The sequence below is a fragment of the Ferrimicrobium acidiphilum DSM 19497 genome (assembly GCF_000949255.1).
Classification (GTDB): domain Bacteria; phylum Actinomycetota; class Acidimicrobiia; order Acidimicrobiales; family Acidimicrobiaceae; genus Ferrimicrobium; species Ferrimicrobium acidiphilum.
This window is the reverse complement of record NZ_JXUW01000031.1, coordinates 16793-31226: the sequence shown is the minus strand read 5'-3', so window position 1 is coordinate 31226 and position 14434 is coordinate 16793. Positions and strand designations below refer to the sequence as shown.

Annotated in this window: 12 protein-coding genes; 1 reads left to right on the top strand and 11 read right to left on the bottom strand. The window is 56.6% G+C overall.

The features are described 5' to 3' along the window. From FEAC_RS12090 to FEAC_RS12080, 3 genes are all read right to left on the bottom strand, one after another. Positions 1–492, bottom strand: a 492-nt coding sequence (locus tag FEAC_RS12090) for a helix-turn-helix domain-containing protein (protein WP_160290398.1), incomplete at its 3' end; no start/stop codon positions are given. A 148-nt stretch (positions 493–640) separates the two neighbouring features. Beyond that, entirely contained in the window at positions 641–4210 is a 3570-nt protein-coding gene (locus FEAC_RS12085) for a restriction endonuclease (protein ID WP_052566337.1), read from the bottom strand. Positions 4211–4310: 100 nt separating this feature from the next. Then, positions 4311–5867 carry a hypothetical protein gene (locus FEAC_RS12080; RefSeq protein WP_035390789.1) on the bottom strand — a complete coding sequence of 519 codons (1557 nt, stop codon included), beginning with the start codon at positions 5865–5867 and terminating at the stop codon, positions 4311–4313. Between the two features lie 1140 nt (positions 5868–7007). Between FEAC_RS12080 and FEAC_RS12070 the strand changes: the two genes are divergently transcribed. Then, positions 7008–7463, top strand: coding sequence for a DUF3800 domain-containing protein (locus FEAC_RS12070; protein ID WP_035390786.1), 456 nt, complete (start codon positions 7008–7010; stop codon positions 7461–7463). Between the two features lie 50 nt (positions 7464–7513). Here FEAC_RS12070 and FEAC_RS12065 read toward each other — a convergent pair whose 3' ends face one another. From FEAC_RS12065 to FEAC_RS12030, 8 genes are all read right to left on the bottom strand, one after another. Beyond that, positions 7514–8959 carry a CHC2 zinc finger domain-containing protein gene (locus tag FEAC_RS12065; RefSeq protein WP_035390785.1) on the bottom strand — a complete coding sequence of 482 codons (1446 nt, stop codon included), beginning with the start codon at positions 8957–8959 and terminating at the stop codon, positions 7514–7516. Between the two features lie 2 nt (positions 8960–8961). Continuing rightward, positions 8962–9285, bottom strand: a complete 324-nt coding sequence (locus FEAC_RS12060; protein ID WP_035390784.1) for a hypothetical protein — start codon at positions 9283–9285, stop codon at positions 8962–8964. A gap of 1 nt (position 9286) precedes the next feature. Beyond that, the gene (locus FEAC_RS12055) at positions 9287–9781 is read right to left on the bottom strand and encodes a hypothetical protein (RefSeq protein ID WP_035390782.1); all 495 of its coding nucleotides are present in this window, start codon (positions 9779–9781) and stop codon (positions 9287–9289) included. 85 nt (positions 9782–9866) lie between these two features. Then, a complete protein-coding gene (locus tag FEAC_RS12050) occupies positions 9867–10424 on the bottom strand; it encodes a hypothetical protein (RefSeq protein WP_035390775.1) in 558 nt (185 codons plus the stop codon). Positions 10425–10426: 2 nt separating this feature from the next. Then, entirely contained in the window at positions 10427–10816 is a 390-nt protein-coding gene (locus FEAC_RS12045) for an HNH endonuclease signature motif containing protein (protein WP_035390774.1), read from the bottom strand. Then, positions 10809–12587, bottom strand: coding sequence for a type IV secretory system conjugative DNA transfer family protein (locus tag FEAC_RS12040; protein ID WP_035390772.1), 1779 nt, complete (start codon positions 12585–12587; stop codon positions 10809–10811). The genes FEAC_RS12045 and FEAC_RS12040 overlap by 8 nt, the downstream gene beginning before the upstream one ends. A 2-nt stretch (positions 12588–12589) precedes the next feature. Further along, on the bottom strand, positions 12590–13279 hold the full coding sequence (locus tag FEAC_RS12035; RefSeq protein WP_035390770.1) for a hypothetical protein: 690 nt from the start codon (positions 13277–13279) through the stop codon (positions 12590–12592). Beyond that, a complete protein-coding gene (locus FEAC_RS12030; protein ID WP_052566336.1) occupies positions 13276–14340 on the bottom strand; it encodes an ArdC-like ssDNA-binding domain-containing protein in 1065 nt (354 codons plus the stop codon). Before FEAC_RS12030 ends, FEAC_RS12035 begins: the two co-directional genes overlap by 4 nt. Positions 14341–14434: the final 94 nt, after the last annotated feature.

Here is a 14434-nt window from a genome sequence, read left to right as displayed (position 1 = left end):
ATAACTGATCTCGTCAACCCCGAGAATGAAGAGGTCATCAAGACGGTTGGGATCGAGCTCTTCAGTGACGACTCGTTCACAGATCGTTCCTACCGTACGCCAGGCGACTCTGAGCAGTTTTGTCACCGTGGTCTTATCCATCTTGGCACATGCCCAAGCTACCAGGTGTTCGAAGTCCCTCGTAAACCGCGACTCCCCAACTGGTCGGGCAAATGGTACTGCCTCAGTGATCACCCCGTGGGTTGGACACCGGAGTCGTCTCAGCTGGCACGAGAGCCACGTCTGGTGAATCCCGATGTCGAGGTGTCTCCATCGGGAGTCGAGCGTTCTCGTGTCATAACAGGACCGGGTCGTATAGGAGCACTTAGGGCATACCAACCGCGATCGGGTAAGCCTGAGCTTTACCAGCAGTTCGTGTGGACGAACTAAAACCTCGATGACGGTGACACTGCGAAGGCCCAGCATCTGCTTAACTAGAGAGGTAGCGCGCACGGTTCTGAACTCCTTTTTGATGGGTTTCCAACACCAAATTTAGAGCTCAGAAACCGTGTGCGTTTCTTATGTGGCTACTTCAGCCTCAAATACCCCCACTGAACTGGGGCTATGGATCAGATCCAGGCCAAATCTATCCACATGAATGTCAATAGAGCCTCAAGGATTTGAGTCCATACCAGCTTTGATCTCGCTGATTGACCCAGTCGTGTTGTTCGTTTGGCTTGATCCGTGTCCATGGGACGCCTGCTGTCGAGTTGAACTGGACAAGTTGATCGAGCTTGGTCTCTCGGCTCAAGTGATCACCAATGTCATGGTAAAAGACACCCCGAGGTGTTTGTGTGTCCGCTCCCCCTTTGATCAGCATGAGAACGGTTACTGGAACTCGGCTGGCTCCGCCGAAGATCTTGCCACCTTCTCGCTTTGACATGTCGCCGCTGGTATTCTGATTGCCCCTCAAATCTAGCACATAGACGGCATCGAACTCCTCTTCAAAGCTTGCTCGTACTCCTTGGCCTGACTCTCCGCGTAGCCAACCCCCGTTGGTCACAAAGCAGACGATCCCAGAGTCCCCGATGCGATCCGAAGCCCAACGAAGTGCACGGACGTAAGAGTCATAGAGACTCTTTACCTTCGCCCTTGTCTTTGACGCGTAGGTTTCTCGAAGCCGTGAATCGAGATGGGGATATGGCAGGTTCTTGGCGTTCTCATTCTCGCTCCCTTGTCCAACCGAATACGGCGGATTCCCGATGATCGCGGTAATCGGAGCCCGCCGTTGCGCCTCGATGCGCTGCGAGTTGGCTTGAAAAACTGTCTCCCCCATATGGCTGTGGGATTCGTTCAACTGGAAGGTATCGGTTAAGACAATGCCGTTGAAGGGTTGATACGTCTCGGATTGGGTCATCGCGTGATAGGCGGACTCGATGTTGACCGCTGCGATGTAGTAGGGCAGGAGAAGGATCTCATTGGCGTGAAGTTCGCTTAGGTACTTGGCAGGTAGGGATTCCCCTAGAAGTCCAAGTTCGATGAGACGCACAATGAAGCTCCCAGTTCCAACAAAGGGATCTAGCACATGGACGCCAGAGTCTTTGAGTTCAAGACCAAAGTAGGTTTGGGTGAGCTCGGCGACAGATTTCAACATAAAGTCAACGATCTCAATCGGTGTATAGGCGATCCCCATGCGATCGGTGGTGCGCTTTAGAGCCTTGTTGAAGAAGTTCTCGTAGAGGTCCTTCACGAGTTGCTGGCGGGCATCCTTAGTCTTCGCAGCTCGCGCACGTTCTCTGACCGATGCATAGAAGCGCTCGAGATCCTTGACTTCGGACTCAGTTCCCTCCTCATCGATGAGGTAGGCGACGACTGCATCTAGGGACTTTGATACTGGGTTCGAGCTCGCAAAGTCATAGTCACCAAAGAGGGCATCAAAGACCGGCTTGGTCACCATGTGCTGGGCGAGCATCTCGATAGTGTCACCTTCAGAGATACTCGGGTTGATGTTTTCACGAAGCGTCTCGACAAGGCTCGCAAGATTGTCAGCAAATACGCTCGATCGATTCTTCGCCTCTTTGACACGGGTCACATAGGTACCAGCGAGTACTGCAACGTCCTCGGCCCACCGGGGCCAGTACTTGATGCTGGAGAGTCGCTTTGAGAGTTTGGCAAAGATGGCGGTCTCGATGTGTTCTGGCCAGAGAGCTGCCTGAGTGTTGATTTCGTTCAACGTCTCCTTGTGGGTGCTATCAGACTCCTCAGAGTCACCCCCTATCCCGATCACGTTGATCTTGCGCTGCGCTGGATCACCAAGATTCAAAGTGTTAATGATTGCCTCGAAGCGCTCATCATGGGCCTTTAGTGCCTGAAGGATCTGCCAGACGACCTCAAAGGACTTGTTCCGATCGAGCGCCTCATCGGGATCAACATTGGAGGGAACGACCACCGGGAGAATCACATAGCCAAATTGTTTCCCCTCTGCTCGCCGCATTACTCGCCCTACCGCCTGGACGACATCGACTTGAGATTTGCGGGGTTGTAAGAACATGACGGCATCAAGGGATGGTACGTCTACCCCTTCAGAGAGGCACTTGGCATTGGTGAGGAGTCGGCACTCATTGGTTGGCTCTCTAAGCCAGTTGAGATCCCCATTGCGCTCCAGTGCCCCCATAGTGCCATCGATGTGTTTGATCTCGACACTAGGCAGATTACGATTGGTCCCGATCCCTTGGAGCTGAGCTTGCGCGGCGACGTCGGTGAAGGTCTTTTGAACCTCCTTAGATCCATTGATGGTATTGACGAAGATGACTCCGGTCTTCATGGGGTCTGGATCATTGGCGAACTCTTCTGGCCTATCACTGATCTTGGCGAGTCCCATCCAGCAACCCAGCAACTTGGCAGCGTCATCGAGTTTTATCTCAGAATCTGAATCGGTGAGAACAGAGTGTAGGGTCTGGGCAGCATAGGACTCATCGATCGCCAAGATCACCACTTGGTAATCCGAGAGCAGTTCTCTCCTTACCGCCTCGCCAAAGCCAAGACGATGGAACTCCTTGCCAAAGTGGGCCTCGTTGTCCATCGAGTAGAGAATGACTTCCGCCTCGGTGGCCTTGGACTTTGCCCTATCTCCATAGACCTTCGGAGTGGCGGTCATGTAGATGCGCTTGGTTGCTCTGATCCGCTCATTGTCATGCACGAGCACAAAGGCAGAGTCATGAGTCTCGGTAGCTACACCTGCGGTTCTATGGGCCTCATCACAGATGATGAGATCAAACTCCGGGAAACCGAAATCTCGCTGGGCCTCTTCGATCACCCGTAAGGACTGATACGTGGAGAAGGTGACATACATCGGCTCCCGATCACCTTGTGCCTGTGCCCTCTGTCTTGCGGTCTCAAGGTGGGCACCCAGGCGCTCAGGCTTGGTGGTAGCTGGTAAGGCGATGTCAAAGGTGCGGCTGTCCTCTGAGTCCCGAGTGACCTCGGTGTCAGAACAGACGGCGAGACACTGGAGCGGTATCTCTGACTCGCGGGTCCACTCCTTCAGGGCTTGGCTTAGGAGAGCAATGGAGGGAACGAGAAAGAGTACGTGGCCGCCACGTCCTACGATCTCTTCTGCGAGCCGGAGCGAGGTGAAGGTCTTGCCGGTTCCACAGGCCATGATGAGTTTTCCTCGATCGGCTTCGCGAAAACCCTTCTTCACATCATCAATAGCTGCTCTTTGATGAGGCAACAGGGTCCGAACCGAGAGTCGCAGGAGTCTATCTGGAATCGTGGGATCAAACTTCGACCAGTCGACCGGTGACTCAAGGAGATCAGAGAGTCCAAGTCTTTGCACCGGAGGACGCTGGTCCTTTAATGTATTGGTTGCATTGGTGTTCCAGTGGTCAGTTGTTGCGATGATCAGCCGTGAGGTGAAGGGCTCTCTCGATGAGGCCGACAGGAAGCTGTCGATTGCTGGCTTTGAGACGCTTTGGCCGGCAGGGATGAACTTACACTGAATCGCACACACACCGCCATCTCGCTCGATTCCAACGAGATCGATTCCGGTGTCGCGCTCCCTGGTTGGCCGGTCCGGCCACTCCATCCAACTAAAGACCTTCTCGAAGCGGTCTGAGTAGAGGGGGTCGGTCTGGAGGTAGGTTCGCATCATTCGTTCAAAGGCTGTTCCTTGTTGAGAAAAGCTTGCAGACAACCGTGTGAGCTTATCGAGAAGATCCGTTAGGTTCATGGAACTACTGTAATCGAGGATTCAGGGGTTGTCTGGATGAGGGTGCCTTCTGCGATATCCATTAGTTGATGTTCTCCATCCCGGCATAGTGAGGCTGGGCTTATGGTGCCCGGACGATGAAGGGAGTAAGATGCAGCGAATGCCAGCACGGGTGAAGAAGTACGGGCTGCGTATTGCTCTTAAGTCGATAATCGACTATGGGTACGATTTCTCCAGCATCCCCGTCGGTTTGTTTCGATGAACCAAGAACTATTTTCCTAACATCTGTTGTCTGTAAATGTCGCAACAGTTTCGTAAGTGCTACATTGTCGTCCGGGAGATTCCCAATTCGGCACGGAATCGTCATGATGCCATTCTCAATGGTAATCCCGTCGAAGTCCATTGCTTTAGGGTTTCTTCCATCCATTGCTAATATGCGTCCAACAACTGGGTTGATCTTAAAATTTGGATCGGTGCTGTCCACCTCTATGACTTGGTCAATCGCTGGTAGACCGCGAGCGTAGTCTGTTAGATTATTAGCTAGCTGAGTTGCCAGCTCATCGATGTAGGAGTCCGCAAAGTTCTTGATCGAATCGTCGCCTGAGTGGAGCTGCAACTGATAGCGGCGCTTGAGCCTGGTCACCTTCTTCGCCAGAATGCCCTTTTCCTGTTCTCCTTGGGACGGCTCGTATCTAACGAGCAACTTGGCCAAATTGTCTCTCACGGTGTCAGCGTGGATATCGATGATGTGAATTCTTGGTTTGCGGTCACCAATACCCTCGACGATCAGACCCATTGCCGCCTGGTCTTGCGGAGGCACCGAATATCCAAGAAAATAAATGTTCGCGGCATTTTGCAACGCATGGAACGCCTCTCTCCAGAAGTCACGGAGAACGCGGTTGCTAAGGTACTTTGACTTTGTCGCTGACGGCGGGGCAATAAAGGGTACACGGCCGGGAAATTGCTTGACAATGTCATCAGTCTGGTCTCTTGTCAACTGCATAAATTCACCGATGTACGGCCAACGCTGCAGCGTGGCGCCGCTGTCATCTCCATCGTCCCAATGCCAAGAGATCGAGCCGTGCAATTTGAGGAGGCGAAACGTACTAACAGGAGTTACCTTTGGGGTGTTGACGACGTAGCCCACTTTGTCTATGTTCGTAATTCGAGATGGAGGATCCTCTTCGTGCATCAGGTTCGGCGGCAGCGGTGGTAGCTGGCCCAAAATGTTGTCCACGGTTACGCCAAGCCGCGACGTCTGGGTTTGTACTGCAGCCTCTATGAGGTTATCGTAATTGAAGCTGATGACTGTGGTTTGGCGGATGTGCCAGGTCGCGATGAGTTTTGCCAGCCATTCGGGCTCAGGATCTTCAAGTGCTGAGTTCTCATGGTAAGTAAGGATCTCACTGATCTTCTTGCTCACTCGGAGAAAAGCTGCAGAGCGCTCTAGATTCGCATCTGGCGACAGGTAGGGCTGGCCTTCTGCCAAGCGTGATAGCCACTGCTCGAACTGTTCGCCACCTCTCGGTTGGACTTCGCTACCAAGTTGTTTGCCAAGTTGCGTACGGATAGGTACTAGCAAGTCAGCAGCCAGTGGAAACAGCCTGTTGACGGCTCTAGAAAACCCAGCACCTAGGATAAAGACATCACTCCTCGTTAACGATTGCAGCTCTTCCATTAGATCCCCCCGTCAATCCAACGACCAGTCTAGATTCTGACACCAATAGAGGTAGGAAAACGTACGACGCCCAAGCCCTGCCGAAGCTATGACCTTACGTTCGTCGGCCTTTGGGTATTGTAACCCTGGATAGAGGAGCCATCCTGGAGTTCCTTACAAAACGGAATAGCCCGTCCCTTAACACCTAGTGTTCTGCGGCAGAAGTTCCATTCATAACTGTCGGGCTCGTATATGTCCGCACAGAAGCGAAGACATGGTCAGCGCCCTCCTCGGCATCTCCTCCACCCGGTCGGCGGTCTCTGTCGTCGCCGGTCGCGTCGATCACGACCCTGACTCACCTGGATCAGGGCCGCGATCAAATAGCGGCGTGAAGAGCTGGGCTTAGCCCGAGAGCTGCGCCAGTGGAGCCCCTTCGGCACCAGCTGATCCAACCCACTTTCGCGGTTGCCGCCACACGCTCTCAATCCCGTGTCCAAGGAGTCAGTCCACATACGAATCACCCACTGGCTCCGAGAAGAGGGCTAATAAGCTAATTTCTGCGTCGCAAAGTTGAACTGCTCTTATCGGAGCAGTTCAACTTTGAACAAACTCATCGAACGCATGACGAGACTGTGATAGAACTTGGCTCAGAACGAATTCTGGCTGTGCGGCTGCCACTCTGTTTCTAGAAGTCTCGCGTCTGGCTGAAAGGGGTTGTATGTTCACGGCAGAGATCAGCTGTTCCAATCCGACGTGCATCGTCTTTCTACTCGACCAAGCGGGTTCGATGCAGAATCGCATCAACAGCAGGGCAGCACGTTAGTAGTAGCTTGGTATTGTGATTCCCTTTAAGTTCACTGGCTATTGCGATGAGAGCGAAGACGGCACTAGTTTGGCGATCGCCTGCGTATTCGCTCGGGCTGTAGAGTGGCCATCCGTAGCGCAGCCTTGGCAGCGACTGCTCGAAGAGTACAAAATGCCCGAGTTTCATATGGAACATTGTGAGCACCGTAAGGGTTTCTGGGAGTCGTGGAGGAATCCTAGCGAACGAGCGAGCTAGCCGGCCGGTTCCGCGACCTCATCACCGACACCACGCTGCCAGTTCCCGCTATATATGCTACTGGGGTAGACCTAGCCAGCTTCGAGGAGATCGCTGGCCCGATGATTCGCCGGGCCCATCCAGGTGCTCACCTCGATTCGCCCTGGCTTCTAGCCTTTTTTCAGGTCTTGCAGGATATGCTGGACGCACAGCACCACACGAACATGACATTCCAATCACACGAAGCACTCGTTCTCGTTTGCGACGAAAAGGGTGACCTCAGCGGAATAGTAAGACGATACGCAGCGGAACTTAAGGAAATCACCGGCAGCCCGCTCGATGATATCACGTTCGCCAACTCCGAATCAGCCATTGGGATTCAGATGGCCGACCTCGTTGCGTATGAGATGCGCAAGTCGCTTTCAGCCATAATCCTCGACGACCAGATTCGTGGGATCCGTAATCAGTGGAAGCAACTCATGGAAGCAAGATTGCCAAATGGGCAACCGCGTATCTACGCCAGCTTCTGGGATAAAGAGGCGATGAGTCGAGGCCACCTGCCATCGGGCCTCCGGTAAGAGGTGTTCACCTCTTAGGTGCCTGTTGCATGGATCACGCGGTAACTACATCAGCCAGAAGGCGTTCGGTTACCGTAACGAGAATTGGCCTCCCCGGCATTGGGGGTCCGTGAAGTGTAGAATAGCGCATCGGGAGCTACGCCTCGAGCTGCATCCGCAGCTCTACGTAAGTGTGATCGGGTTTTGCGCTGGCCGAACCTGCTGAGTGGTTGCAAGTCCGACAGATCCCCCAGACGCCCTGTTCTTGTTGCTAGATCAGTCAGGAGGAGCGCCTGTGCAAAGTCAGCAGGCACAGGATACGTTCGCCTTCGCCGACAAGGATCGTCAAGGGGCCGCCTGGCTTCGGCCCGGGTAATGGACGCTAATCCTGGGCATGCATGTTTCGCAAGGTAGCTGGCTGGGTCTTCTCCATCCGGCCAGAACGTAATGACGCTCTCGCGACCTCTCTTGACCAACTCGGCCGCCCACTGTGCGTTTGCCCTGCGGCCCGCTTCATCGCCATCCGCACAGAGGACTATGGACCCAGGGTGGATCGCCAGGATTGTCTCCCACTGCGCATCCGATATGGCTAAGCCCGACTCAACGACGGGTGCAAATTTGGCGGATAGTCCGACACTCGCCGCAGTTGCAGCGATAGCGAGTGCATCGAGAGTTCCTTCGCAGACGATGACTTGGGCGTCAGGGTCGAGGGTATGTCGGCTCGGTCGGTAGAGGTTCACGGACTTGTCGTAGGTTATGGTCTTTGTGCAGTTCAGGTACTTCGGTACATCATCGCGCGTACCGTCGTAGCGCCCGATGAACCCAACCACACCCCCGGTGCCATCTCGCAGAGGCACCACAACTCGATCACGAAACGCGTCGATCGTCGGCCTGCCTGGGGTGCGTCGCGCCAGACCAGCATCTACCAGCTCGTCATCCGTGAATCCCTTCTCTTTGAGCCGAACGATCAATTGGTCAGGTGACTTGTGGGGAGTGTGACCGACAACCGGCCGGCCGAGCTCGGTTTCCAGGTCAACGACAAAGATGCCGCGATTTTGCAGATAGTTGGACCCTTCATCATGGAGCCTGGCATAGCTGTAATAGCTCCAGGCTTCAGCCAGAGCCTCCCTGACCCGCTCGGCAGAGGTTCGATTGAGGTCAGGCAGTTCGGCGCCAGAGACAGGTCTAGCAGTCGCTCTGGTATTGGGAAGGCCCGTGGATCTCGAGAGGATTGGGGGGAATGAGCCTCCGGCATCGAGCATCCCTACAGCCTCACTCACGCTCACGCGATAGATGCTGCGGACCCATTCGATCACGTCGCCGTGAGCCCCGCATCCGAAGCAGTGGAAGCGATCGGTGCGAAGGTGAAGGACCATGGACGGCCTTGGATCATCGTGGTCGGGCATCGGACAACAGACCTTGTAATCGCCTGAGCTCGTAGGCACATCGAGGCCCGTGCGGCGGGCTACGTCGGCAAGCGGGTGGCGAGCACGAACGTTTGGGAAATCAATAGACATGCTCACCTCCCAGGGGTGATCGGGAATGGATCGGTGGTCGCGTGGGCACCCCCATCAGACAGGGCGCTAGAGGCGGCGGAGATTGGGGAGCTTCCGGCACAATATTGGCTGCGTAGTTGGGAGATCGGGAGAGATGGAGGGTTATTGGTGGCGAGCGGCGGGTAGCTCGCGACGAGATCGTCGACGAGCGTTAGCCATAGCGCAAACCGCGGATCGCCCCCAGCTCTCTCAAGAGACTCAGCCCATCGTGCAGGCTGCTCATCTCGCAATGTTTGAACCGCACGATTGACGAGCGCGATGTCATGATGGTCGAGCCAGGTCGTCATCTCAGTACGGGCTCACTGATCCGGTGTTGGTGACGCAATCACCAGCCGCATCGAGGACTAATTCGCTCAGGCTCTCCGGGTCGGCATCTCTCTGATCGATCCACCAGGAGGCCGACGTGATGCTCTTAGCGGGCTCTTCAACGCTGACCACGAACCCGTCCTCGGTGTCTACACACGCATAAGCGGCGGTCAGGAGATCGAAACGGACCCTTCGGGCCCACTCGATCGCCTTGTCTGAGCCCTCCAAGTGAGGCATCCTCGATCTGCGTTCCCATAGTGTGATGCGATGCGCTCGGTGTCCGCTGTGCTCAGTGAATCGACCTTGGCTGGCTCTTGTTTCCTTGGCCTCGCGGCTTATACGCCAGCATTCAGCACAGTCTCTGCCGGCGAGCCATCGGGCAAAACCAGCTCGCTCGCTCGCCCGTTTTTCTGAGAGATCATGATCTTGGTCATGTCCACACTGATGATGAATTGGCCACACTGTCTTGACTGCCATTGTTGCCTCCTTATCGCGTGGTCTCTTCAGGGACCACCTACTCACGCGACGGACAGGTGGAAAAGCGTCAATGAACCAGTCACGATCAAAGGTGGCGGCGCGCCGCTAAATCCTGTGCCAAGAAGCTCTCCCACTCATCATTATCAATGGGGCGGAGCTGGACCGTTGTCGGGCGATGCACAGAGAGGCAACCGGCGTGTGCGGTCCACTCGCGCAGGCGCATCTCGATCTGTGCAAACGTCCACTGCCACTGGGACGGACTGGAGGCCGGAGAGCTCTCGGCAAAGCTCATCCGTTCATGATCTCGAAGCGCGGCGAGGGCCTCGACGTGACCGTTGTGGAGATACCAGCAACTTGGGATGACGTGGTGATCGAGGTGGGGGTAGCGCCGCACGAGATTTTCGACCCACTCACGAAGTGAGAGCCACTCGGTGCGCAGATCGGCAAGCGGGATGTCGGGCCAAAAGGTTGGAGGGGGGATGTTCAGGTCATCGGCACCTTCGAGCTCGCTCAAGAGCTGTGCGTAGGCGTTCTCGATTGAAGGGGAGCGTCTCGGGGTTTCCTCGCTCTCAACCCCTTCCTCATCAGAGGACGTCTGAGGATCAGGGATCGGAGGGCGCGCTTCGTTGTGATCACAATCCATAGCTAGCTGATCTGTTTCCAATTGCGTTGATATCGCATCTGTGCCACAAGCACGTCGGTCGCCTGCTCCCGCGGTCGCCTTCGCCACTCCGGATTCGCCTCCATCCGACGATGTAGCTCTCGATGACAGGGACGACAGAGGGCAATCAGGTCTGCGGTGCGTTCGTGACCAAGCCGGGCGTAGGTTCGATGGTGTAGGTCATCACCAGAAAGCGTCCACTCGATCCCACAAATCAGACAGTGGGGTGTGCCCCCGTCATGGGCGTCACTCCATTCCTTTACCCAGTGCTCACGACGCGTGAACCACTCGGGTGAACTCATGTAGAGGCTGTACCTGCGGCGCATCGCCCTGCGTCGGCCAGACCAGGCCAGGCCCAAACGCGGCTCACGCATCTCCCAGGACCTCCATTGCGCCCTGGCGCACCAGGGCTTCGATCCTGGCTTGATCGTTTCGGAGGCTATCGGCATCCCGACGGCTGATCCAGGGTCGCAAGGTCATGATGATCGGTTGTGAGGCTCTGAACAATAGCAGTCCATGGCCAAACTTCAAGGTCCGAATCGTGGCCGGATCGAGTACGTTGACACGCCGGATGGAGGTAGAGACCGACTTGGAACCAGCTTGATACGACTGGCTCACCTCCTGAACCTCACGCTCGCCGAGTAGCCGGGAGATGTCGGCCAGATCGCTCGCGTTCGAGCTGCCGCCCATCACGATCTTCGCGGTCGCTGAGTCCCAAATGGCTTCGGCTGTTTCGGTGCCCCATCTGTCTCTCGCTTGGGCAAGCGACTGCAGAACAACCATCGTTGGGATACCAGTGCCGCCCCCTTCTGACATCAGCGAGCCAAGCGATGGCAGAGGGTAGTTCGCAGCCTCGTCCAAAATGAGACAAAGTGGCGGATCGAGACGTGCCCCGGGGGCTGCGGCTGCCATGCGGCGAGCCACCTCGACCACGTCCTCGACGAGCGCTGATACCAAGCCAGCGGTGGCCGATGTGCCAGTAGCGGTGCCAAGGAGATAGAGCGTCCCTCGGCGTTTCAGAAAGTCAACCGGGTCGAAGTCCTCTCCTTCGACGGGGGACACGGCAGCAAGCACCTGGGGATCAGCGAGGGGAGCCAGAGCATTACCGACCATCGACCATACAGAGTCTCGTTGCCTATGATCGGCCGACACGATGGCATCGAGTGCCCGATCCCAGGTGGGAGTTGCGTTGGGGTTGATCGAGAGAATCGCCACGGCATCCTTGGCTGCTGCGGCTGAGAGGCTCCATTCATAGAGGACCGCCGGGGGTAGTTTGGCCACGGCCGCTGCGTGCAACATGCACCGGATGGCTGTCTGAGTCTGTTGCTGCCAGAAGTTGGCCTCGGTAACCCCACGGCCCGCGTCCGCACAGAGGGCGGCTGCTCGGACCATCGCCGTCTGGGGACGCTCACAACCCCGGATCGGAGACCAGCGCAGAGATGAGGGAGCACCAATCGCAAGCCCCTGTGGATCGAATACGCCAACCGGTCGCCCCTCGCTCGCGCGAGCAGCCAGGGTGACGGTAAGGTTGTCGGGTCGGGTCGAGGTCGTGATGACGGCTCCTGGTGCATCCAGGATCGAGGGGATGATCAGGTTGAGGCCTTTGCCAGAACCCGGCGGTCCGAGGATCACCAATGAGTCCCGAACCCCCATCCAGCACTCCACTCCACGGCTCGTTCCGAGGAAGAAGCCAAGGTCATGAGGACCGGGCTTGTCAATCGATGGCCGGAGTACCTTGGCTTGAGCTAACAAGGTCCGCGGTCCGGCAACAACCACGACGTGTTTACGCTCAGCCATCCCTTCCAGTTGCGTCGGATCCGCGCTTGCCTGTTGTGGTCGGGACGGAGCCGGCTTGAAGACTCGCCAACCCCCATAGATCAGAGAGCCAAGGACGGTGAGGAGGAGCAGTTGCGTGGACCAATAGATGACTGGGTCACCGACTGGAGCATCCCAGGCCATCGAAGGATCACCAGGGTGAGCGAAGGCCGCCAGCGCACCAAGAGGAGAGCGCGGGACCCCGTGGCCGCTCACGGCAGCGCTAGCTAGCCCGCCAAGGTACAGGGTTCCCAGCACCAGCATGACGCCCACGATGACGATCAGGCCAAGGTCGGCATCGCTCTGGTTACCGCGCGACGGTGATGGCATCGCTATCTCCCACTCCAGGTCGAAAGATCCTGACCAACGTGGTGACAGCCGATCAGAGGTGCGTCGCGATTTTCGCCGACAACTGTGCTCTGGTCATGCCTCTCAAGCTGTGAGTTCGGGTGATCGAGCACAGGGACGGCCAAGTGGAACTTGGATGATGACCAGAACAGCACAGCGCCACTGCTGGTCAGCATGCCGTCAACGAGGCGGGTAAGCCAGCCGACGCCAAGAACCAGTTGTGAGGGCAGAGTGACACGAAGGTGCGAGACGAGAGTCAGAACGCGGCCGTTCTCCAACGCGATCAGATGGCTGAGACAACATAATCGTGGAATCGGTCCCTGCAACACAGGCGCCAGGGGTGCAGAGAGAATCACAACAGAGATCGCAGAGGCACCGTGACTTGTGGCGGCCGGACCCATCGCCCAAGCAACTCCAGTAGCGAGAATGACCGTCAAGTGGTCGTAGGTGTCGGCCCTGAGTATGTCGGCAACCCGTTGAGTGACAACCGCAGCGGGTACAGTCCAAGGCGCGGGCACATGAGTTGTGGTAACTATGGAATCATCAGTAGCAGTGAATGGGCCGGTCCCCGCTGTTAGCCCAACGGCACACGGGACGAAAAGGAGCAGAACAGGATGCGGGCCAGCTAAGATTCCGGCTCCACGCCCTATCAGTGCTTCGTAGATAGCCGTCATTGGGACGCCGCCACATCGGTCTCGCCTATGGGCCCGATGTCCGTCTGCTCAAGTCGACTCAGGTCTACATTCCGCTCAGATCCCGCCCGCGCTAGAGCCAATTCGATACCGGGCACCTTGCCTCCGGTTGTGTGAGGAGCGGGAGATGCCCCAAGAATGACCTTGGCGGCTTGTGAGACTCGTGCTTGGGTTTGGGCGATAACTTTAGCTGGGTCAGGACCGGCCCAAGCGGCAACGTAGGGGAAGCTGTAATCACCGCTCGACATGCCGTGGGCAGCGGCCACGATAAAGGCGACCGACTCGGCTTCGACCTCTTGGCGAGGACGGTCAAGCAGCGAGCCGGGCGCAGTTTCGTGCAAGAGGACATGGGCAGCCTCGTGGATCATGGTTTTTACCATCGCCGCATCATCCATGTCTTCGCGGATGCGGACACTACGGGCCATGAAGTCAGTTACGCCGTTCGCCCCCTTGAGTTCTGTGAGAGAAGCAGCAGTCTCAACCGTAAAACCCCGTTCCGTTACCAGGGTCATGACCGCCTCACCCAAGCCGGAGGGCGCCTCACCTTCCAGCAGCTTTGGCATTGGTGGCTCCGGAAGTGCCACACCAGTCGTCTGCGACTGCGAGAACACATACTCCACCTTGAAGCCGCCGAGTACCTGTTGGGTTTGTTCGGTCTCTCCAGGATCGGGTGCCTCACCAGGGCGCAGAACCCGAACTACTCCATCCCTGTTGGCGACGCTACGTTGCGTGTATCGCACAGGAGCAAGTATCGCATAGCCCCTCTGTCCCTTCTCCACCTGTCGTCCAAGTGCTCTCCAGGTGTTGAACCCCGCTACGAAACCAGGACTCGGATCCTCTACACGTCCCTCCTCGAATGCCTTGGCGTGCTGTAGGGTGATGAGCTGTGCATTGTTGGGGCTGTAAGCATGCAACTTCGCCGCAAAGTCAAGATAATTCAGCCAATCCTCACCCGAATGGAGCTTGACGATTTCAGCCTCTAGGATTGCTTGAGCGGCTGCGACCTTCGCAGCCATTGTCGCGCGCTGCTCTTCTTTGCTCATTGTCCGCCACGTCACGAGCACCTACCTCCTGGCATCCGGGGGTCGTGGAAGCTGACCCACTACCTATGTTGTGACGGAGAGAAAACCCGTCATG

Excerpts from the sequence above, each read along its gene's own strand:
- FEAC_RS12050 (WP_035390775.1), bottom strand. The coding sequence starts at position 10,424 with ATGGATTGTGATCACAACGAAGCGCGCCCTCCGATCCCTGATCCTCAG.
- FEAC_RS12060 (WP_035390784.1), bottom strand. The coding sequence starts at position 9,285 with ATGACGACCTGGCTCGACCATCATGACATCGCGCTCGTCAATCGTGCG.
- FEAC_RS12055 (WP_035390782.1), bottom strand. The coding sequence starts at position 9,781 with ATGGCAGTCAAGACAGTGTGGCCAATTCATCATCAGTGTGGACATGAC.
- FEAC_RS12035 (WP_035390770.1), bottom strand. The coding sequence starts at position 13,279 with ATGACGGCTATCTACGAAGCACTGATAGGGCGTGGAGCCGGAATCTTA.
- FEAC_RS12030 (WP_052566336.1), bottom strand. The coding sequence starts at position 14,340 with ATGAGCAAAGAAGAGCAGCGCGCGACAATGGCTGCGAAGGTCGCAGCC.
- FEAC_RS12080 (WP_035390789.1), bottom strand. The coding sequence starts at position 5,867 with ATGGAAGAGCTGCAATCGTTAACGAGGAGTGATGTCTTTATCCTAGGT.
- FEAC_RS12065 (WP_035390785.1), bottom strand. The coding sequence starts at position 8,959 with ATGTCTATTGATTTCCCAAACGTTCGTGCTCGCCACCCGCTTGCCGAC.
- FEAC_RS12085 (WP_052566337.1), bottom strand. The coding sequence starts at position 4,210 with ATGAACCTAACGGATCTTCTCGATAAGCTCACACGGTTGTCTGCAAGC.
- FEAC_RS12070 (WP_035390786.1), top strand. The coding sequence starts at position 7,008 with ATGATTCGCCGGGCCCATCCAGGTGCTCACCTCGATTCGCCCTGGCTT.
- FEAC_RS12045 (WP_035390774.1), bottom strand. The coding sequence starts at position 10,816 with ATGCGTGAGCCGCGTTTGGGCCTGGCCTGGTCTGGCCGACGCAGGGCG.
- FEAC_RS12040 (WP_035390772.1), bottom strand. The coding sequence starts at position 12,587 with ATGCCATCACCGTCGCGCGGTAACCAGAGCGATGCCGACCTTGGCCTG.